The organism is Paractinoplanes deccanensis (assembly GCF_016862115.1).
GTDB classification, from domain to species: Bacteria; Actinomycetota; Actinomycetes; order Mycobacteriales; family Micromonosporaceae; genus Actinoplanes; species Actinoplanes deccanensis.
The window spans coordinates 15,988-34,297 of sequence record NZ_BOMI01000149.1 but is presented as its reverse complement, the minus strand read 5'-3'; the positions used below and the strand labels follow the sequence as shown (position 1 = coordinate 34,297).

21 protein-coding genes and 3 tRNA genes are annotated in these 18,310 nt (G+C 68.5%); 18 read left to right on the top strand and 6 right to left on the bottom strand.

Annotated elements, in window-relative coordinates; genetic code table 11:
* Positions 1 to 45: 45 nt before the first annotated feature.
* Both Ade02nite_RS37215 and Ade02nite_RS37210 read left to right on the top strand, forming a co-directional pair.
* Complete coding sequence (locus Ade02nite_RS37215; RefSeq protein ID WP_203774049.1) at positions 46 to 612, top strand: HlyD family secretion protein; 567 nt, start codon at positions 46 to 48, stop codon at positions 610 to 612.
* Complete coding sequence (locus Ade02nite_RS37210) at positions 609 to 1,838, top strand: PrsW family intramembrane metalloprotease (RefSeq protein WP_239169327.1); 1,230 nt, start codon at positions 609 to 611, stop codon at positions 1,836 to 1,838. Before Ade02nite_RS37215 ends, Ade02nite_RS37210 begins: the two co-directional genes overlap by 4 nt.
* On the opposite strand, the gene Ade02nite_RS37205 is transcribed toward Ade02nite_RS37210, so the two are convergent.
* Complete coding sequence (locus Ade02nite_RS37205) at positions 1,835 to 2,083, bottom strand: hypothetical protein (protein WP_203774047.1); 249 nt, start codon at positions 2,081 to 2,083, stop codon at positions 1,835 to 1,837. The two genes, Ade02nite_RS37210 and Ade02nite_RS37205, sit on opposite strands and share 4 nt — an antisense overlap.
* 87 nt (positions 2,084 to 2,170) lie before the next feature.
* On the opposite strand from Ade02nite_RS37205, the gene Ade02nite_RS37200 reads away from it, so the two are divergent.
* Positions 2,171 to 2,593: a PaaI family thioesterase gene (locus Ade02nite_RS37200; RefSeq protein WP_203774045.1), complete on the top strand. Its 423-nt coding sequence runs from the start codon at positions 2,171 to 2,173 to the stop codon at positions 2,591 to 2,593.
* Between the two features lie 51 nt (positions 2,594 to 2,644).
* Complete coding sequence (locus tag Ade02nite_RS37195) at positions 2,645 to 3,034, top strand: hypothetical protein (protein WP_203774043.1); 390 nt, start codon at positions 2,645 to 2,647, stop codon at positions 3,032 to 3,034.
* Here Ade02nite_RS37195 and Ade02nite_RS37190 read toward each other — a convergent pair.
* Positions 3,031 to 3,339, bottom strand: a complete 309-nt coding sequence (locus Ade02nite_RS37190) for a hypothetical protein (protein ID WP_203774041.1) — start codon at positions 3,337 to 3,339, stop codon at positions 3,031 to 3,033. The genes Ade02nite_RS37195 and Ade02nite_RS37190 overlap by 4 nt on opposite strands.
* Positions 3,340 to 3,767: 428 nt before the next feature.
* Here Ade02nite_RS37190 and Ade02nite_RS37185 point away from each other — a divergent pair, with 428 nt between their 5' ends.
* Positions 3,768 to 4,289: a hypothetical protein gene (locus Ade02nite_RS37185; RefSeq protein ID WP_203774039.1), complete on the top strand. Its 522-nt coding sequence runs from the start codon at positions 3,768 to 3,770 to the stop codon at positions 4,287 to 4,289.
* A 275-nt stretch (positions 4,290 to 4,564) separates the two neighbouring features.
* Here Ade02nite_RS37185 and Ade02nite_RS37180 read toward each other — a convergent pair whose 3' ends face one another.
* A complete protein-coding gene (locus tag Ade02nite_RS37180; protein ID WP_203774037.1) occupies positions 4,565 to 4,987 on the bottom strand; it encodes a YybH family protein in 423 nt (140 codons plus the stop codon).
* 120 nt (positions 4,988 to 5,107) lie between these two features.
* Here Ade02nite_RS37180 and Ade02nite_RS37175 point away from each other — a divergent pair, with 120 nt between their 5' ends.
* Both Ade02nite_RS37175 and Ade02nite_RS37170 read left to right on the top strand, forming a co-directional pair.
* Positions 5,108 to 5,476, top strand: a complete 369-nt coding sequence (locus Ade02nite_RS37175; RefSeq protein ID WP_203774035.1) for a YciI family protein — start codon at positions 5,108 to 5,110, stop codon at positions 5,474 to 5,476.
* On the top strand, positions 5,467 to 6,660 hold the full coding sequence (locus tag Ade02nite_RS37170) for an RNA polymerase sigma factor (protein WP_203774033.1): 1,194 nt from the start codon (positions 5,467 to 5,469) through the stop codon (positions 6,658 to 6,660). The genes Ade02nite_RS37175 and Ade02nite_RS37170 overlap by 10 nt, the downstream gene beginning before the upstream one ends.
* Here the strand turns inward: Ade02nite_RS37170 and Ade02nite_RS37165 are convergent.
* The 3 genes from Ade02nite_RS37165 to Ade02nite_RS37155 form a co-directional block, all read right to left on the bottom strand.
* Positions 6,597 to 7,082: a MarR family winged helix-turn-helix transcriptional regulator gene (locus tag Ade02nite_RS37165; RefSeq protein ID WP_203774031.1), complete on the bottom strand. Its 486-nt coding sequence runs from the start codon at positions 7,080 to 7,082 to the stop codon at positions 6,597 to 6,599. The two genes, Ade02nite_RS37170 and Ade02nite_RS37165, sit on opposite strands and share 64 nt — an antisense overlap.
* 166 nt (positions 7,083 to 7,248) lie before the next feature.
* Positions 7,249 to 8,568: a cryptochrome/photolyase family protein gene (locus Ade02nite_RS37160; RefSeq protein WP_203774093.1), complete on the bottom strand. Its 1,320-nt coding sequence runs from the start codon at positions 8,566 to 8,568 to the stop codon at positions 7,249 to 7,251.
* Complete coding sequence (locus Ade02nite_RS37155; RefSeq protein ID WP_203774029.1) at positions 8,568 to 9,455, bottom strand: phytoene/squalene synthase family protein; 888 nt, start codon at positions 9,453 to 9,455, stop codon at positions 8,568 to 8,570. Before Ade02nite_RS37155 ends, Ade02nite_RS37160 begins: the two co-directional genes overlap by 1 nt.
* Before the next feature lie 65 nt (positions 9,456 to 9,520).
* On the opposite strand from Ade02nite_RS37155, the gene Ade02nite_RS37150 reads away from it, so the two are divergent.
* From Ade02nite_RS37150 to Ade02nite_RS37100, 11 genes are all read left to right on the top strand, one after another.
* Positions 9,521 to 10,645: a polyprenyl synthetase family protein gene (locus tag Ade02nite_RS37150; RefSeq protein ID WP_203774027.1), complete on the top strand. Its 1,125-nt coding sequence runs from the start codon at positions 9,521 to 9,523 to the stop codon at positions 10,643 to 10,645.
* An 8-nt stretch (positions 10,646 to 10,653) separates the two neighbouring features.
* Positions 10,654 to 12,126, top strand: a complete 1,473-nt coding sequence (crtI, locus tag Ade02nite_RS37145; protein ID WP_203774025.1) for a phytoene desaturase family protein — start codon at positions 10,654 to 10,656, stop codon at positions 12,124 to 12,126.
* The gene (gene idi, locus Ade02nite_RS37140) at positions 12,123 to 12,725 is read left to right on the top strand and encodes an isopentenyl-diphosphate Delta-isomerase (protein ID WP_203774023.1); all 603 of its coding nucleotides are present in this window, start codon (positions 12,123 to 12,125) and stop codon (positions 12,723 to 12,725) included. Before crtI ends, idi begins: the two co-directional genes overlap by 4 nt.
* Positions 12,715 to 13,623: a MerR family transcriptional regulator gene (locus Ade02nite_RS37135; protein ID WP_203774021.1), complete on the top strand. Its 909-nt coding sequence runs from the start codon at positions 12,715 to 12,717 to the stop codon at positions 13,621 to 13,623. Before idi ends, Ade02nite_RS37135 begins: the two co-directional genes overlap by 11 nt.
* A 148-nt stretch (positions 13,624 to 13,771) precedes the next feature.
* Positions 13,772 to 13,844 (top strand) — tRNA-Glu (locus Ade02nite_RS37130).
* A 59-nt stretch (positions 13,845 to 13,903) separates the two neighbouring features.
* Positions 13,904 to 13,977 (top strand) — tRNA-Asp (locus tag Ade02nite_RS37125).
* Positions 13,978 to 13,987: 10 nt separating this feature from the next.
* Positions 13,988 to 14,064 (top strand) — tRNA-Phe (locus tag Ade02nite_RS37120).
* A gap of 207 nt (positions 14,065 to 14,271) precedes the next feature.
* Complete coding sequence (locus Ade02nite_RS37115; protein ID WP_203774019.1) at positions 14,272 to 14,721, top strand: hypothetical protein; 450 nt, start codon at positions 14,272 to 14,274, stop codon at positions 14,719 to 14,721.
* A gap of 392 nt (positions 14,722 to 15,113) precedes the next feature.
* On the top strand, positions 15,114 to 15,668 hold the full coding sequence (locus Ade02nite_RS37110; protein WP_203774018.1) for a hypothetical protein: 555 nt from the start codon (positions 15,114 to 15,116) through the stop codon (positions 15,666 to 15,668).
* A gap of 301 nt (positions 15,669 to 15,969) precedes the next feature.
* A complete protein-coding gene (locus Ade02nite_RS37105; protein ID WP_203774016.1) occupies positions 15,970 to 17,367 on the top strand; it encodes an AAA family ATPase in 1,398 nt (465 codons plus the stop codon).
* 12 nt (positions 17,368 to 17,379) lie between these two features.
* Positions 17,380 to 18,246 (top strand): hypothetical protein, encoded by an 867-nt coding sequence (locus Ade02nite_RS37100; protein ID WP_203774014.1) that lies wholly within the window; start codon positions 17,380 to 17,382, stop codon positions 18,244 to 18,246.
* The last annotated feature ends 64 nt before the right edge of the window (positions 18,247 to 18,310 follow it).

The window sequence follows — 18,310 nt, the reverse complement described above, 5'->3', positions numbered from 1 at the left end:
TGACTCCACAGTGGTCAACGCCTTACCCGCCGTTAGCGTTGGACCATGGCGCGGATCACCCGGGGTGAGCTGAGGAATCTCCTCGGTGCCTTGGGGATCGTCGCCACCCTCGCCGGTCTCGCCTTCGGGCTGCCCGCCCTCGACCGGTCGCTGCCGTCGCAGCGCGCTGTCAGCCCCGACGAGCCGTACCAGGTCGGCGCCGGAGTCAGCGTGGTGCCGCCCGCCGGCGCGACGGTCGACGTCACCGAGACCCGGCCCGGAGACGCCGAGGGGACGGCGCTGTTCCGGCTCGGCCCGGTGCGGTACGCGATCGCCGTGCGGCCGTTTCGCGGCGACCTCGAGACGGCCGCGTCCCGGCTGCGTAAGCGGATCACCAACACGGCCGGTTATCAGGTGACCGGCGCCCAGCTCGCGGTCAGCACCGCCGGCGGGCTCTCCGGCCTCCAGGGCGGCTACACGGCACCCGGGCGCGGCGGCCGATACGCGGTCTTCGTCGCCGAAGGGCTCACCATCGAGGTGACCATCAGCGGCAACGACCTGGACCTCGGGCGCACGCTCCCGCAGATCGAGGCGAGCACCAGGACCCTGCGCCACGACGGGGAGCGGGAGTGACGGCCTCCGTCGTGCGGCCGGCGAGCGGCGGTCTCCGCATGTCCACCCCGCCGACCGGGGTCGTGGTGGTCCTGCTCGCGGTCGGCGCGGTGCGGATGTCGCAGCTCGCCGGGGAGTTCGTCACCTCGTACCCCAGAGCGACCTTGACCTCGATCGTGCTTTTCGCCCTGCTCGCCGTGCCCTTCTGGCTGCTCGTCTCGGAGCTCGACTTCCTCGAGCGCGAGCCGACGGCGCTGCGCGTGGTGGCGTTCGCGTGGGGCGGTCTGGTGGCCACGACCGTGTCGATCGCGGGCGGCACGGCGCTGGAGAACCTGGTCGCCAAGCTCGGCTCGCCACACCTCGCCGCAGACTGGGGAGCGGCCATCACCGGGCCGACGGTCGAGGAGCTCGCCAAGACCCTCGGCGTGGTGGCGATCGTGCTCGTGGCCCGGTCCCAGGTCAACAGCGTGCTCGACGGCGTCGTCTACGGCGCGATGGTGGGCCTCGGCTTCCAGATCGCCGAGGACGTGGTCTTCGCGGTGGGCGCGGTCGCGCTGGCCGGGCAGGGCGACCAGATCCAGCCGGTGATCGCCACGTTCCTGCTGCGCGGCTTCCTCTCCGGCATCTGGAGCCACACCCTCTTCGGTGCGCTCGCGGGTGCGGGCATCGGCTATCTGGTCGTACGCCGTGACACCCTCCGCGCCGCCCTGGCCCTCCTCGGCGCGTGGGCCGCGCACGTGCTGTGGAACTCGCCGCTGCTCGGCGACGGCCTCGGCAACGGCGTGCTCGCGCTGCTCGGCGTGATCCTGCTCAAGGGCCTGCCGCCGCTGCTGCTGGTGCTGCTGCTCGTGCGGCGCCTGCACGACCGGGAGGCCGACTACTACGCCGGCCGGCTCGCCACCCTGGGCGACCCCTCGCTGATCACGCCGGGCGAGCTCGCCGCCCTGCGGTCGGGCGCCCGGCGTGCCTCGGCCCGCCGGCTGGCAGGGGCCAGAGCCAAGCCGGCGGTACGGCGGTTGCAGCGCGCCCAGGCGCAGTTGGCCGTCGAGCTCAGCCGCGCCTCGGCGACCGGAATCGACCACTGGTCGTCCGTGATCCGCTCGGAGCGCGCGCGGCTGCGGCGGTTGAACCACCCGGAGGCGATCGCGGGTCCCCCGTCGTGGCGGCACACGGCCTCGACCGTGCTCACGACCGTGGTCGCGATCGCCGTCCTCTGGGTGGCGCTCTCCGCCCTCGGCGGCGCCTAAGCCTGGGGCGGGATGCCGCCGTCGCCGTCGACGACGGCGTCCGGGGTGCCGTCCTCGTCGAGGTCCACCATCGTGATGTCGACCTTGCCGTCGCCGTCCGTGTCGAACTGGTAGAGATCCGGCTTGCCGTCGCCGTCGGTGTCGGACACCCACACGTCGGTCTTGCCGTCGCCGTTCGCGTCCTGGGCGATCAGGTCGACGCGGTCGTCGCCGCGCGTCTCGACGGTCTCCTGCGGCTCGGTCATGTGGTTCTCCCCTTCAACTCGTTGCGACGAAGACTAGGGCTCAAGTCACAGGTCCGCGAGCCGGGTCACGCCGGTAACGTGGATCGAATGGATATTGCTGCCGACAGCGTGCAGGACTTCCTCGACGCCACCGGTGGCGGCGGCACCCTCGGCGCGCGGATGGGCATCCAGCTCACCGAGGCGTCGGCCGAGCGGGTCGTCGGCACCATGCCGGTCGAGGGCAACACCCAGCCGTACGGCCTGCTCCACGGCGGCGCGTCATGCGTGCTTGCCGAGACACTGGGCTCGGTGGGCGCGGTCATGCACGGCCAGAGCGTCGACCGTCCCTTCGCCGTGGGCGTCGACATCAACGCCACCCACCACAAGTCGGCCCGCTCCGGCGTCGTCACCGGCATCGCCACCCCGGTCCACCGCGGCCGCACCATGGCGACGTACGAGATCGTCATCACCGACGAGACCGGCGACCGGGTGTGCACCGCGCGCATCACCTGCCTGTTGCGCGGAGCCTGAAATTTTCCGCACGGCGGGCGAACCTTGACCGATCCACGTACCTTTTCTCACGTGACCGAGGTTCCACAGCACGCCTTCGACGACGCGGCGCTCGTGCTCCAGCGTGCGCTGAGCGGCGACAGCGATGCGGTGGTCGGCACCTTCGACGCGGTCGTCGACCGCGACGGCATAGTCGGGGCCTACGACGTGGCCTGGTGCCTCGCGGCGACGATGGTCGGGCAGATCCCCACCGGCGGCGCCTGGACCCTCGACTTCCCCGGCATCGACGACGCCCGCTACGACAAGCGCTGGGTCGCGCGTTTCGTCAGCGCCTACGTCAACGGCGACATCCCGACCGGCGAGGCCCTCTTCGGCGCCGCGATCGCCGACGGCCAGCTCCCCGACTGCCTGCTGGCCCTGGCCGGCTCGACGGTGGCGACGCTGCGCCACCGGGCGGCCTAGCTCTTCTTGAGATAAAGGGCCTTGGCGTACTGAGCGGCGGCCGCCTCGTTGTACATGGCAGCCTGGCCCATGTAGTACTCCTGGTCGGCCCACGCGGCCTGCGCCTGCGCCGTGCCCTTCCAGCGGATGCTCGCGTCGACGTCGGAGAGCCCACGCGCCTTGAACTGCTGGCGCATCGCCATCCGCCCCGCCCGGAACTTCTCCTGAGCCTCCTCGGCCTGCCGCATGGCGGCGAACGCCTTTTCGCTCAGCGCCTCGGCCATCGTCCAGGCCGCCTGCTCGGCCGCATTGGTGAAAGTCAGCACCGCGTTCCTCCTCGAACCGCTGCCATCGATCTGGACACACTCTCGTCGACGGCCCGCGCCCGCTTCAAGGCCCTCCACCCAGCCCGAATAAGCGCGAATTGCCCCACCGGAACCCTCAACCGGCCCGCCGGCCGACCGATTTCTGACCCTTGCGGAAGAGGAATCACGGAGGAGGCCGAGAGGAACCCCCGGACGGGCATGGCTGGTGCCCGTCCCCTCGAGACCCCCTCCACCCGGTGCCCGCGGCCACCCCCTGGCCGCGGGCACCGCCGTCCGGTCGATCGGCTCCTTCGTCGCTTGACAGCGTGCGTCACCCTCTAGTCGTGGGTCAACTACTTTTCGAGCGTCGCTCGGTGCCGCCATCGCTACCGACTTTCGGAAAACTGCTGCATACTCGAAAGTGCTTGGGCACTGAGGAGGAGGGTGCGATGGGCTCCCCGGCTCGTAAAGCCAAGATCCATGCGCAGCAGAAACGCAGGCCACGCAGGTCCAAGCGAGCCGAGGTGGAGCGGATCTTGGCTCGTGTGGGCACTATCGAGCGGATCGCCGGTGGCTTCGACGAGAACGACCGCAACCGCCTGGAGCTTCTGCAGATCAGCCGAGAGTTCCTCGGTGACCTCGGCCCGGTTCCGGTGTCGGTGGCGGCCTCCCTGCTCGGCGTGAGTGAACCCACGGTGCGCGCGTGGGCGCGGCGAGGGCTTCTTGTCTACAGCGACGGACCGGGAAGCGGCCTCGACGCCGGGCGGCTGCACGAGGTGATCACGTTGGCTCGCGACCTGCGCGCCGCCGGCCACCATCGCGACCTTCTGAACAAGGTTTGGCACAGGTTGATGGACGACGCTGTTCTGCGAAACGACGACCTGCGAGTGAGCCTCGAACAGATGCGCCGCGGCGAAGGCATTCCGACAGACGCCGACGAACTGGCGAGAGAGCTCGGCCTCGACGAGTAACTGCCATGCCGACAGCGATCGTGCGGACCCCTCGCGCAGACCAGCAATTGCGATCACTCCCGAAGAGCAAGCAGAAGAGAGTCGTCGCCTTCTTGCGTGAGCTTCAGGCTGACGGCTGTGCCGCCCTCGGATACCGGCTTACCGGCGCGGATCCCCTGGAGCGTCTCTGCGACAAGCACCTTGGTGGAGCGCTACGCGCCATAGCGATACCACTGAGGAACACGCGGCGCGGCCGCTGACGCGCGATCAGCGGCCTGCATTGCCACGTCCGTCAGTCAGGGCTGGAGGTCGATGGCGGCCCTCATCTCCGCGTCCATGTGGAAGGGGACCGACTCGTGCTCGTGGGTGACCAGCCAGCGGCCGTCGATGCGGCGCAGGCCCAGAGTCACCCTGTACCAGAGGGTGAAGGGCTCCGTGGCGCCGCGCGGGGTGGCGGACATGGAGTCGATGCTGGTGGCGAAGGCCACGTCACCGTCGGTGGTGATCTCCAGTTGGGTGACCGTGCGGCGGGGCGGGGCCTCGAAGGTGGCCAGCCACCGTTCGACGGGGGTGGGGTCGTTGGTGTCCACGCGGGAGACCAGCGGCGGTGCCAGGCTGAACTCGACGACCTCGGGGGCGGAATGGGCGAGCATCGCCTTCACGTCGCCTTCCTGGAGCAGGGCGGCGCGGCGCTCGATGACCTCTCGGATCTCCTGCATGTCGACCTCCTTGAGAAGAAACTTCACCCGGGACGTCGAAGCCGGGCGGGTGGTTTCGACATCCTGGGTGAGAACTTCTGGGGTGAGAACTTCCTGGCTGGGACGACGAGGAGTTGAGTGATGAAGTTTCTGATCCTGATCCAGTCCAACCCGCGCAGCCTCGCTGTCTGGGAGCGGATGTCCGACGAGGAGCGCGGCGCCCTCGGGATGGGGCATCTCGCGCTCACCAAGGAGATGGAGGAGGCCGGCGTGCTCGTGGTCTCCGAAGGGCTCGCCGATCCGTCGCTGGCGAAGTGGGTTTCCGTGCGCGCCGGCGAGACTATCGTCTCCGACGGGCCGTATGCCGAGGTCAAGGAGCATCTCGCGGGCTTCTACCTGATCGACGTGGCCGACATGGCGGAGGCCTCGGCCTGGGCGGCCAAGGTGCCCGACGCGGCCAACACCGAGGTCGAGGTGCGTCCCGTCCTCGACATGAGCACATGGGAATAGAGGACGTCCTCCGTGCCGCCGCGCCGCAGGTGCTGGGCGCGGTGGTGCGGCGCTACGGCGACTTCGACACGTGTGAGGACGCCGTGCAGGAGGCGCTGCTCGCGGCCGCGCGGCAGTGGCCGTCCGAGGGGGTGCCGGACGATCCGCGGGCGTGGCTGATCCGGGTGGCTTCCCGTCGCCGCATCGAGATGTCGCGCAGTGACGAGGCCCGGCGGCGGCGTGAGGCCCTGCCGCAAGATCCAGTTCCGGTGGTACGGGGTGACGACGAGCTCGCCCTGCTGGTGCTCTGCTGCCATCCGGAGCTGAGCCCGGCGTCCCAGATCGCGCTGACCCTGCGGGCGGTCGGCGGCCTGACCACCGCCGAGATCGCCCGGGCGCTGCTGATCCCGGAGAAGACCGTCGGCCAGCGCATCAGCCGCGCGAAGCGGCGGATCAAGGAGACCGGCGCCCGGTTCGTGGTGCCCGGCGAGCGGCTTCCCGCCGTACGGCAGGTGCTGTATCTGATCTTCAATGAGGGGTACACCGCGAGCGAGGGGCCGCGGCTGCACCGGGTGGAGCTGAGCACCGAGGCGATCCGCCTGACGCGCCAGCTGCACGCGCGGCTGCCGGAGGATGGCGAGGTGACCGGGCTGCTCGCGTTGATGCTGCTCACGGACGCGCGCAGGCCGGCGCGTACGCGTACCGACGGTGCTCTCGTGCCGCTCGCCGAGCAGGATCGGGCGAAGTGGGACCGGTCCGCGATCGACGAGGGCGTCCGCCTGATCACGGCGGCGCTGACCGAGACGGAGATCGGGCCGTTCCAGGTGCAGGCGGCGATCGCGGCGGTGCACGGTGAGGCCCGGACCGCGGAGGAGACCGACTGGCCGCAGATCCTTCAGCTCTATCGCCTGCTCGACGTGCTCGCGCCGGGCCCGATGGTCACGCTGAACCGGATCGTGGCGCTGGCCGAGGTCGACGGGCCGGCGGTCGCGTTGCGCGCTCTCGACGAGGCGGACACCGGAGATCATCACCGGGTCGCCGCGGTCCGCGCGCACCTGCTGGAGCGCGCCGGTGACCTGCCCCAGGCCCGGCAGGCGTACGAGGACGCGGCGCGCCGCACGCTGAGCCTGCCGGAACGGCGCTATCTGGAGTCGCGGGCCTTGCGCTTGCGGATCGAGGAGCGGGGCGGCGCCGAGCGCATGTGATCCCGTACGCGCGTCATGATGCCGCCGAGGGCCGCGGTGTCCTCCTCGGTGAGCTGCGAGAAGAGCATGCGCTCGACGATCTCGACGTGCCCGGGCAGGACCCGCTGGACCCGTTCCAGGCCCGCCGGGGTGATCGTCACCAGGGTGGCGCGTTCGTCGTCGGGTGACGGCTCCCGCGTGACGAGCCCCGCCTTCTCGAGCAGCCCGGCCTGATAGGTGAGCCCGCTGCGGCTGTAGACGACGCCGTCGGCGAGCTCGGTCATGGTCAGCCGGTGTGCCTCGGAGAGCCGGGCGAGCAGCCCGAACTGGATCAGGCTGAGATCGCCCTCGGCGCGCAGCTGCTGCTCGACGGCGTGCTGGAGCAGGCTGACCGCCTCGGTGAGCGCGAAGTACGTCCCGAGCTGATGCGGCGCGAGTGGCATACGTCCAGGTTATCGCTTCGATTTCGAAGCACAGTGAACCGGGCGGTCAGTGGGTAAGACGGTCCTGCTGCCCGTCAAGGGCGGGGCCCGCCGGCCTTGACGTTATGACGGACGCAACCCGGCCGGCGGGCTCCGCTTTTACCCGCCCGGGCGTACCGGGCGGGGCTCACGGCCGGAGCCACACCGCTTCGTCCCGGTGTGACTCCAGCGGCGCGGGATAGTCGAGGCCGCGGCGAACGTCCTCCGGCAACCGCCACGGCTGGTGGACCGCGCGGCCCTCGATTCCCTTGAGTTCCGGTACGTAGCGACGAACGTACACGCCCGAGGGGTCGAACCGCTCCGCCTGGCGAATCGGATTGAAGCGCCGGTAGGGCCGCGTGTCGTTCCCGGTGCCCGCCACCCACTGCCAATTGCCGGAATTGTTCGGCACGTCCCCGTCGAGCAGCCACCGGAAGAACCACTGGAGTCCCGGCCGCCAGTCGACGCCCAGATGTTTGGTGAGAAACGCCGCGGTGATGAGCCGTGCCCGATTGTGCATCCAGCCCTCGGCCCGCATCTGCCGCATCCCGGCGTCCACGATCGGCACGCCGGTGAGCCCGTCCTGCCAGTGCCGCAGGGCGTCCGAGTCGTCGCGCCAGCCGCTGTCGGCCGCGAGCCGCATCGGCTCCTTCGAGATCTGCGGAAAGGCGAGCGCGACCTGGTAGTAGAAGTCACGCCAGCACAGCTGCCGGACGTACGCCTCGTTGTCGCGCGCCGCGTTGGCGAGCTCCAGCGGCGAGAGGCATCCGAAGCGCAGGTACGGGCTGAGCCTGCTCGTCCCGTCGGCGGCCATGTCGTCGTGCAGCTCCGCGTACGCGCCGACGTGGCGCAACCAGGTCCGGAGCCGGCGCCGGGCCGGGGTCTCGCCGCCCTCGGCCGCGTCGGGCGACTCGCCGTCGGGCAGCGACGGCAGCCGGCCGACCGCGACCCCGGACGGCAGCGTGATCTTGTCGGGCGCCGCGACCTCGTCCCGCCAGGTGGCCGCCTGCCACACCCGGAAGTAGGGCGAGAAGACCCGGTACGACGAGCCGCCGCCACCCGGCCGCAACGCGCCCGGGTCGACGACGGTCAGGCCCGGGAACAGGCGCAGCGCGATGCGGTGCCGGTCGCATTCGCGGCGCAGCCGCTCCTCACGCCGGCGGGCGTAGTGGCTCACGTCGGCGGCGAGCCCGATGCCCTCGGCGCCGGCCGAGCGGGCCACCTCGATCGCCTCGGCGACCGGGTCACCCATGCGCACGATCAGGTCGCCACCGCGGGCGCGCAGCGACTCGCGCAGGTCGGCCAGCGCCTGGTGCAGGAAGCGCGACCGGTTCGGCGAGAGTGTGCTGAGGGACGGGTCGAGCACGTAGAGCGGCACCACGTATTCGGCGCCGGCGCACGCGGCGGCGAGGGCGGGGTTGTCGTGCACCCGCAGGTCCCGGGTGAACAGCACGACCGCGGCGCGCATCACACGGCGCTCCGCACGGGCGTGCCGGGCCGGGTGAGGATGCTGCGCATCGCGACGGCGGCCCGGCGCCGGTTGGGCACCGTGGCGCGCCCGGCGAAGACGTCGTAGCCGGCCGCCTCGATCTCCTCGAGGATGCCGCCGTAGAGGGCGTACGCGGTGCGCATGCAGGCCTGGGAGGCGGGTTCGAGCATCGGGATGCCGGGTGCGGCCGCGGCGTAGTGCTCCCGGGCGCGCGCGATCTCGTACTTGATGAGCTCGCGGATCGCCGGGGTGGTCTGGCGCCGCTGCAGGGCGCGGCGGGTGACGCCGAACTCGGCGAGGTGGGCCTCGGGCAGGTAGACGCGGCCGCGTTCGAGGTCCTCGTCGACGTCGCGGATGAAGTTGGTGAGCTGGAAGGCGAAGCCGAGCTGGCGGGCCGGCTCGCGCGCGGCGGCCGGGTCGCTCGACCCGAGGATCGGCAGCATCATCGTGCCGATCACGGCGGCCGAGCCCTCCATGTAGTCGAGCAGGTCGTCGTAGGTCTCGTACGAGGTGACCGTGAGATCCATCGCCATGCAGCGCAGGAACGTCGCGAAGTCGTCCACGTCGAGGTCGAAGACGGCGATGGTGTGCAGCACGGCGGGCAGCAGCGGGTCGTCGACGGGCTCGCCGCGCAGGCCGGCGACGAAGCGGTCCGACCACTCGGTCAGCTGGGCGGCGCGCTCGGCCGGCGGCAGGTCCTCGGTGCGGTCGACGATCTCGTCCGCATACCGGGTGAAGCCGTAGAGAGCGTGCACATGGCGGCGCTTCCAGGCGGGTAGGAGACGGGTCGCCAGGTAGTACGTACGCCCGTGCTTCTTGTGCAGTTCGCGGCAGCGCTCGTAAGCGGCTGCGAGGTCGACATCCACAACTTCCCCCAACTAAATCGACGCACGAATCGACGCAACCATGAGGCTAGGGTACGGTCGTTCTCGTGGCCAACGACACGCTCCAGGGAAACAGGCACCGCGGCATACCCCGCCACGGCGCCACCCCCCACTCGCTGATCGACGCGATCCAGGGCACGCTGGCCGATTTTCTGGCCGCCCAGATCGCCTCCCTCGACGCGATCGACCCCGAGCTCGGCGGCTTCGCCCGCACGGCTCGCGACCTGGTTCTCGCCGGGGGCAAGCGGCTGCGGCCGGTCTTCGCCTACTGGGGCTGGCGCGGCGTCGCCGGCGACGCCGCGCCCCTCGAGCCGGTGCTGCCGGCGTTCGCGGCGCTCGAGCTCATGCACACCTTCGCGCTCGTGCACGACGACGTCATGGACGAGTCGGACACCCGGCGCGGCCGCCCGACGGCGCACCGCATCTTCGCGAGCCGCAACGGTCACGGCGAGCGGTTCGGCACCTCGGCCGCGATCCTCATCGGCGACCTCTGCCTCGTCTGGGCCGACCAGCTGCTGGCCCGGGCGCAGGCTCCCCAGGGCGTGCGGACCTGCTACGACCGCATGCGCGTCGAGGCCATCGCCGGGCAATATCTCGACGTGCTCGGCGAGGCCGAGCCCGGCACGTGGTCGGTCGAGCGCGCGCTGCTCGTCGCCCGGCACAAGACCGCGAGCTACACGATCCAACGTCCCCTGCAGTTCGGGCTCGCCCTCTCCGGGCTCGCCCACCCCGAGATCGATCTGGCGTACGGCCGGTACGGGCTCGCGGTCGGCGAGGCGTTCCAGCTGCGCGACGACCTGCTGGGGGTGTTCGGCGACCCCGCCGTCACGGGCAAGCCCGCCGGTGACGACCTGCGGACCGGCAAGCCGACCGCGCTTCTCATGCTGGCCCGCCGCCTCGCCTCTCCCGCACAGCGAGAGGCCCTCGACCCCGCCGGAGCCGTCAACCCCGCCGACGGCTCCGGCGGTTCACCCTCCCCCGATCTCAGCCCGGCCGACATCGCGCGGCGCGCCCAGGTCATCGCCGAGACCGGCGCCCCGGCCCGGCTCGAGGCGATGATCCAGGAGCGCGTCGCGGACGGCGTCGCCGCGCTCGCCGGCGCGCCCCTGCACGAGGACGCGCGTGCCGCCCTCATCGAGCTTGCGGTGCGAGCCACGCACCGACCGGCATGATGTCTGCCATGCGAACCGTCACGGGCCCCACCGAGCGGGTGGTCATCGTCGGCGCCGGGCTGGCCGGGCTGGCCTGCGCGCTGCATCTGGTCGCGGCCGGCCGGCAGGTCACCGTCGTCGAGCGCGAGTCCGTGCCCGGCGGCCGGGCGGGCCGGCTCAGCCTCCAGGGGTACGAGTTCGACACCGGCCCCACCGTGCTGACCATGCCGGAGCTGATCGAGGAGCCGCTCGCGGCCGTCGGCGAGAACCTGTCGGACTGGCTCGAGCTGACGCCCCTCGACCCGGCATATCGGGCATATTACCCCGACGGGTCCACCTTGGACGTCAAGACCGACACGGTCCGGATGGCCGCCGAGATCTCCCGTGTGTGCGGCCCCCGCGAGGCCGACGGCTACCTGCGGTTCGTCGACTTCGCGCGCGAGCTCTGGCAGCTGGAGCGGCGCGACTTCATCGACCGCAACCTCGACACCCCGGTCGACCTGGTCAACCTCAACCTGCTCAAGCTGCTGCGGCTCGGCGGGTTCCGGCGCCTCCAACCCAAGATCAATCAGTACTTCCGCGATCCCCGTACCCAGCGGATCTTCTCCTTCCAGGCGATGTACGCCGGCCTGGCACCGCAGGACGCCCTCGCCATCTACGCGGTGATCGCCTACCTCGACTCGGTCGCCGGCGTGTTCTACCCCAAGGGCGGCATGCACGCCGTCCCCAAGGCGCTGGCCGGCGCCGCCGAGAAGCACGGCGTCGAGTTCCGCTACGACACGACGGTCACCCGGGTCGAGACGCTCAACGGCCGCGCCACCGGCGTGATCACCGCGGACGGCGAGCGCATCCCGGCCGACGTCGTGGTGCTCAACCCCGACCTGCCGGTCGCCGAGACCGAGCTCCTGCCGCCCCGCCGGCAGCGCCGGCTGCGCTACTCACCCTCCTGCGTGGTGCTGCACATCGGATCCACCCGGTCGTACGGGAAGATCGCGCACCACAACATCCACTTCGGACACCAGTGGCGCGGCACCTTCGACGAGGTGATCCGCAAGGGGCTGCTGATGAGCGACCCGTCGTTGCTCGTGACCAACCCCACACACACCGATCCGTCGGCGGCGCCGCCCGGCAAGCAGACCTACTACGTGCTCGCCCCGGCACCCAACCTCGACGCCGGCCCGATGAACTGGCGCGGCGACCTCCGCACCCGATACGCCGACTCGCTGGTCCGGACGCTCGAGGACCGCGGCTATATCGGCTTCGGCGACGGCATCGAGGTACGCGAGATCATCACGCCGGCCGACTGGCTCGACCAGGGCATGGCGGCGGGCACCCCGTTCGCGGCCGCGCACACGTTCGCCCAGACCGGCCCGTTCCGCCCTGCCAACCTGCACCCCTCGCTGCCCAACGTGGTGTTCACCGGCTCGGGCACCCAGCCCGGCGTGGGCGTGCCCATGGTGCTGATCTCGGGAAAGCTCGCCGCCGGAAGGATCACGTCGTGACGTCTCGCGAATCCCACCTCGTCGAGCTCGTGGACGCCGACGGCGAGGTGCTCGGCTCGACCACTGTCGACGAGGCGCACCGCGCGCCGGGCCAGCTCCACCGGGCGTTCTCGGTCTTCCTGCGCGACAGCTCCGGCCGGGTGCTGCTCCAGCAGCGGGCGGCGGTGAAGACCCGGTTTCCGCTGCGCTGGGCCAACACGTGCTGCGGCCACCCGGGCCCCGGCTCGTCGCTGACCGAGGCCGCCGGCGAGCGGCTGACCGAAGAGCTCGGCCTGGCCGCGGTGCCGCTGACCGAGGTGGGCGTGTACGCGTACTACGCCGAAGACCCGGCCACCGGGCGCGTCGAATACGAGTACGACCACGTGCTGATCGGCGACCTGCCGGACGGGGTGCGGCCGGCACCCGACCCGGACGAGGTGGCGGACTGCCGGTGGGTGTCGGTGCCCGACCTGCTCGTCGAGCTCGCGGGCGACTCACGGGCGTACGCGCCCTGGCTCCCAGGTGTGACGAACCGCTTGGCGGAACATCTCGGCTGTCTCCCGGCGCGGCCCGTCGCCGCCCTGCTCGACGAGGCGCCGGAGCGGTCGGGTGGCCGTTGAGGGACTGACCGCCGGAGCCGTGGCGCGCCGCCTGGGCGTGGCGGTCACCACCCTGCGGACCTGGCACCAGCGGTACGGGCTGGGCCCCAGCGAACACGTGCCCGGCCACCACCGGCGCTACACCGAGCAGGACCTCGACCGGCTCCAGGTCATGCAGCGGCTCACCGCACAGGGCGTCGCCCCCGCCGAGGCGGCCGCCTGGGTCCGCCGCGTCGACGACCTGGACCTCTCGGCCTTCACCGGCACGACGACACGCCGCGACGGCGGCGGCCAGGCGATCGCCCTCGGCGCCGCCTCACCCGCCGCCCGCGGCCTGGCCCGGGCCGCCATGCGCCTCGACGCGCCCGCGATGCGCGACATCTTCCAGTCCGCCGTGTCCGAGAGCGGCGTGATCGAGGCCTGGAACCACGTCGCCATGCCCGTGCTGATCGGCATCGGCGAGCGCTACGAGGCCACCCAGCGCTTCGTCGAGGTCGAGCACCTGATCTCCCGTACGGTCACCGAGGTCCTCGCCGCCGTCTCCCGGCCCGCACCCGGAGACGTCCCGCGCGTCCTGCTCGCCGCCGCCGACGAGGAGCAGCACACGCTCCCCCTGGAGGCCCTGGCGGCCGCCCTCGCCGAAGGGGGTGTGCCGTGCCGCCTGCTCGGCGCCCGGGTGCCTCCCGAGGCGCTGTCCGACGCGATAGCCCGTACCGGCCCCGCCGTGGTCGTCCTCTGGTCGCAGACCCCGGCCACCGGCGACCCGGCCCAGCTGCTCCAGGTCCTGAACGCCCCGCACCCGCCGCTGCTGACCGCCGCCGCCGGCCCCGGCTGGCCCGACCGCCTGCCCTCCGGGGTGGCCCAGCTCACTGATCTCGCCGAGGCCGCCCAAGCCGTGGCGGCCGCGGCCCGGCCCTGAGTTTTCGCAGGTCACCCGCTCGGCCTCCGCCAGGGGGATACCGGTTTGGAGGCGGGGCGGTCGATCACGTATGCTTTCCAAGCCTCAAGCGGGGGCCGGTTGGGGTCTACGCCGCTAAGCATTGCAGACGTGCAATACTTGCGGAGTTGCCCTCATCGTCTAGTGGCCCAGGACGCCGCCCTTTCAAGGCGGTAGCACGGGTTCGAATCCCGTTGGGGGCACTGGTAAGTCGGCAGTGTAAGGTAGCCGAGGCACCAGGCAGTGAAGAAGTGCAGAGCAAGGTCCTGTGGAGCAGTTGGAGTGCTCGCCGCCCTGTCAAGGCGGAGGTCGCGGGTTCAAGTCCCGTCAGGACCGCAACACCCAAGGCCAGGTAGCTCAGTTGGTACGAGCGTCCGACTGAAAATCGGAAGGTCGGCGGTTCGACCCCGCCCCTGGCCACCAGGCCTCTCGCCGGGCTCTGAGCACCGTCCACCTGCGGAAACGCACGGTGGACGTTTTGCTTTCCGGGGCATTTTCGGTCCCTCGAAGTTGACCTCTGTTGACCGCAGATTCCCCATGATCACCGCCGCGAGTTGCACGTTCGCTGCACGTGATGCACCGCACATCTTGAGCGGCCGGGCCGGGTCTCGCCCCGCTAGGCTGCCCCGCGTGAAAGCACCCGCATGGAGCGCCCTGGCGGCCTGGGTGGCCTTGGGCATCAGCATCGCGAACCTCTGGTACAGCGTCGTCCGCGCCTGGCTCCGGGAGAGGAAAGCCAGTCCGGGCGCCCAACTCGACTTGTTTACCTTCCAGACGAAAACCGGCTGGCACGATGATGTGCGGGTTGTAGTCACGAACCATGGGCCGGCACTCATGCGGAAGGTCGAAGTTCAGGTCTTCGACGAGGATGGCCAGTCTTTGGAGCTCGCCGAAGCGGATGTGGCGGCGCTGTGGCCGAAGATGCCCGTCGAGTACCTACACAAAGATCAGTCGCTCTACCTGACCCTCAATCGCAGTCCCGAGACCCGCGACGCCCGTGGCGCCCTGATTCGGTGGAACGACGGCAGGCGACGTCAGCAGTCGGTTTGGGTCAACCTCTCCTACCACCGAGTCCCCTAAGCCATCCCGTCCGCCGTCGACCCACCTATCAGGGTGCGGGCCTGTTCCAGGGCGCCAAGGTGGAGCGCCCCACCGGACGAACGACCTTGGCGCCCTGGAACAGGTCTGCTCGGCTTCGCCTGGGGCGGCGGTGGACGGGATGGCGGCTCTAAGCCCTTTCAGATGCCCGAGATCCCCGCCGGAGGCATCAGGGGACACTTCGGTGCCCATGCGGCCGGCGCGCCGCCGATGCCGGCGCTTGCGCCGCCAGCAGGCGAGCGCGACCGGCCAGCGCCGCGCCCGCGCGGCGCCTTGATTCAGTACAGGCGAATTCGGCAGTTACATCGGAAGCGTCTTGACCGGCGCATCGAAGTGTGTCGCATCGCATATGGATGATCGCCTATCGTGACCGGATGGCCATGATCGTCGATCAACGAGGTAGCCGGCTGGCGGGGTGGAGCAAGCGGCAGCGATGGGCGCTCGCGACCTTCCTCATGGTGGCGTTTCTGTGCTCGGGTCTGCTGGCCGTGCCCGTGGTTGCCTTCCTGGACCAGACAGACGACCAGGGCGACGCGTTCGGCACCGCAACGGAAGCGGTGGACTCCTACCTCTTGCAGCTCAACGCCAGGGAGGAAGTCGGCCTTCGGCGCGGCTTGGCGGAGGATCACCGCGATGACCTGATGAGCCAGTGGCGCTCTGTCCTTGCCGACATGCGGCGCACGGATCCGCCGCCGAGCCGACTCACCTGGGAGCAGTTCGACACGATTCGGGAGGACCGGAACGAAGTCGAAATCTCCGTGCCGGTCTCCGGTGTGTGGTGGGACGAGCGTGGCGTCTCGTACCACAGCGAAGAGCACGCCTGGGTGTTTGTCGTCGATCGAGAGGACGGCGGCTGGCGGGTGGAATCCGTTAGGCCGTACGCGTGGTGCGGCGGTCATGTCCTCGTCGAGCGATGCCGTCCTCTCTGACTCATCGGTCCCTCCGGCGTCGGGCGAGGATTCCCCGTGCTTTGCCCCCGATCGTCTGCCGCGCCACCAACGGATACGGATGCCCAGTACCGCCGTAGCAAAGCAAGGTCGTGGGCAGGACCACCACTAGCGCCCAGCGGCGGCAGACGGACCATGCGTTCAGCCGGGTCGACCCGTCCAATGAACTGGCGCATGAACGGGTCATGCGGGGCGCACGTGGGCCAGACGCTTCCTTATCCGGAGCCTTCACCTCTATGGTGAGTGGACTGTCCTGCTGTTACTCCTTGATCGAGGATGCTGCGTGCCGAACCTGGTTCATATAGAGGTCCGAAATCTACTCAATAGGTTTTCTCATGAGTTCCGGTTTCCCGCTAACTGGGAATTTGTAATTCTGCATGGGCCTAATGGCGTGGGGAAGACTAAACTACTTGAGTTGATCAAGCGCACTCTATCGGCAGATGCCGCAGCATTGCGCAAGATTCCTTTTGCGAATGCCGTCTTTAGCTTCGATGATGGCACCGTGATTGAGGTCGATAAGGGACAGTGGCCCTCGATTCTTCGGCCAGAGGATGGCGAGGATATTTTTGATACTCCTGACTCTGAGGATTCAGAGGAACGGGAGCGCCTGCGTATCACGATGCGAACTCCCGGAAAGGAACTCGTATCGTGGACACCGGAACCTCTCAGTACGACCATTCCTCGCGGTCGACTGGCGACAATCTTGGAAGAACGCGCACCTGTGGCGCGGCTAGAACCTGATCTGTGGCACGATATGAGGACTGGCGAAACGCTCAATCTGGAAGAAGTACTAGGTCGCTATGGCGATAGCATTCCCGTCCGGTTGACCGGAAATCGACGGCAGAATCCCGTCTTGCGCGAATTCTTGGCAAGTCAGTCGGTACACCTAATTGAGACTCAGCGACTTTTGCAGTCTCATTCGAAGGATGCGCAGCGCCATCCTCGCGTGGCCCGTGAGAGAACATTCTCTCGCGTCACGGAATATTCTCAAGATTTGAGCGCACGTTTAGCCGAGGTTCTCGCGCGAAATTCGCGTGTGTCGCAAGACCTGGATCGGACCTTTCCGCGGCGAGTTTTGTTCAGTCAGTTCGCACCTGCGGAGGCGACGGAAGAGCGTATCCGCGAGAGGTACGCCAACCAAATCGAGTTAAGAAGTGCCCTTGAAGAAATTGCAGTTCAGGACGATACTACCGAAGAAGTGCGGTTGCCAGATCGCGCTTTGGAAGAATGGGAGCGAGGGCTCCTTTGGACTTATCTTGATGATGCTGAGCGAAAGCTATCAACCTTCCAGGATCTACTCGAAAGAATCAGCCTTTTAAAGAATGTTGTGGATGCGCGATTCCTGTTTAAAGAACTTAAAATTGATCGCGAACGAGGCTTCTACTTCGCAACTGATCAAGGCGAAGAGTTGGCTCCAAGCCAGCTTTCGTCTGGCGAGCAGCACGAACTAGTTCTTGTTTACGATCTGCTTTTCAATGTCAAGCCCGGAAGCCTCGTATTGATCGACGAGCCTGAGATTTCTCTCCATGTAACGTGGCAGCAGAAGTTTCTGGGAGATATGGCTCGAATCGCAAAGGTGGCCTCGCTTCGGTTCGTTATAGCAACGCACTCCCCGCAGATCATTCATGACTGGTGGTCGAGGGCTATTGCGCTGGCTCCCGATGTAGAGGCGGAACGATAAATGCAAGGAAATTTGACCGGCGATGACTTGTATGCGTTGTTGGTTCTGATGAGGACAAGCGATTCGCGTGCATTTCTCATCCTCGAAGGCGAATCCGATGTCTCTGCTCTTAACGGGCACATCAATTTTGATGAGTGCCAGCCGATCCCGGGGTACGGTAAGCCGGCGGTCTTGAAGGCTATGCGTATTGTTGAGCAGCAGAACATGCGGTCCGTAGCGGCGCTGGTCGATCGGGATTGGGCTGGCTTCTTAGAGGAAATCAGCCAAATTCAGAGCGTCTTCTACACCGACGGCTTTGATCTGGACTCGACCATCATGGCGATGAAATCGGTGCGCGATCGAGTAATCATCAATTTCTCAAATGCTCAACGAATGTCGGCCTACTTGGAGCGGACCAACATCTCGGACGTAATAGATGTTGTGGTGGCTTCGGCGATAGTCGTGTCGGCGGTACGCTACCTATGCGAGACCGGGAAGATTGTTGGTTCCGCGAAGGATTTCCCCATCGACGTCGTGATGAATCTCGACGGCGGGGGTGTAGATGAACTCCGTACCCTCGAACTGGCTATGCGGAAGGCGGGACAAACCTCCCCGCGAGCAGAGCTGGCCTTGAAAGATCTTTCAGACGTATTGAATGGTCTGCCTGCCAAGGTGGAATGCTGCAACGGTCACGACCTGGCGCGTGGACTGGCGCAACTTATGCACAAGCGGCTCGGATCTTCCGCATTAGGCGGTGACCTGGTGGAGCGCGCGATGCGGTCTGCGCTTGGGTGTCATGACCTTCAGAGCACTCAATTATTTGCAGACCTCCTGAACTGGGGACTGACTGAAAATAGGAACATTTGGACTTGTCCGAGACAGCGGACCGCTGCTCCCTAGTCCTTGCTCTATTCCGGCGCCGAGATGGTTAAGTCAGCCCGTCTCTTCGAACGCTGAGTGGCTT

Coding starts and splice junctions, on each gene's coding strand:
- Ade02nite_RS37215 (WP_203774049.1), top strand. CDS start 46: ATGGCGCGGATCACCCGGGGTGAGCTGAGGAATCTCCTCGGTGCCTTG.
- Ade02nite_RS37205 (WP_203774047.1), bottom strand. CDS start 2,083: ATGACCGAGCCGCAGGAGACCGTCGAGACGCGCGGCGACGACCGCGTC.
- Ade02nite_RS37200 (WP_203774045.1), top strand. CDS start 2,171: ATGGATATTGCTGCCGACAGCGTGCAGGACTTCCTCGACGCCACCGGT.
- Ade02nite_RS37185 (WP_203774039.1), top strand. CDS start 3,768: ATGGGCTCCCCGGCTCGTAAAGCCAAGATCCATGCGCAGCAGAAACGC.
- Ade02nite_RS37180 (WP_203774037.1), bottom strand. CDS start 4,987: ATGCAGGAGATCCGAGAGGTCATCGAGCGCCGCGCCGCCCTGCTCCAG.
- Ade02nite_RS37175 (WP_203774035.1), top strand. CDS start 5,108: ATGAAGTTTCTGATCCTGATCCAGTCCAACCCGCGCAGCCTCGCTGTC.
- Ade02nite_RS37170 (WP_203774033.1), top strand. CDS start 5,467: ATGGGAATAGAGGACGTCCTCCGTGCCGCCGCGCCGCAGGTGCTGGGC.
- Ade02nite_RS37165 (WP_203774031.1), bottom strand. CDS start 7,082: ATGCCACTCGCGCCGCATCAGCTCGGGACGTACTTCGCGCTCACCGAG.
- Ade02nite_RS37160 (WP_203774093.1), bottom strand. CDS start 8,568: ATGCGCGCCGCGGTCGTGCTGTTCACCCGGGACCTGCGGGTGCACGAC.
- crtI (WP_203774025.1), top strand. CDS start 10,654: ATGCGAACCGTCACGGGCCCCACCGAGCGGGTGGTCATCGTCGGCGCC.
- Ade02nite_RS37110 (WP_203774018.1), top strand. CDS start 15,114: ATGGCCATGATCGTCGATCAACGAGGTAGCCGGCTGGCGGGGTGGAGC.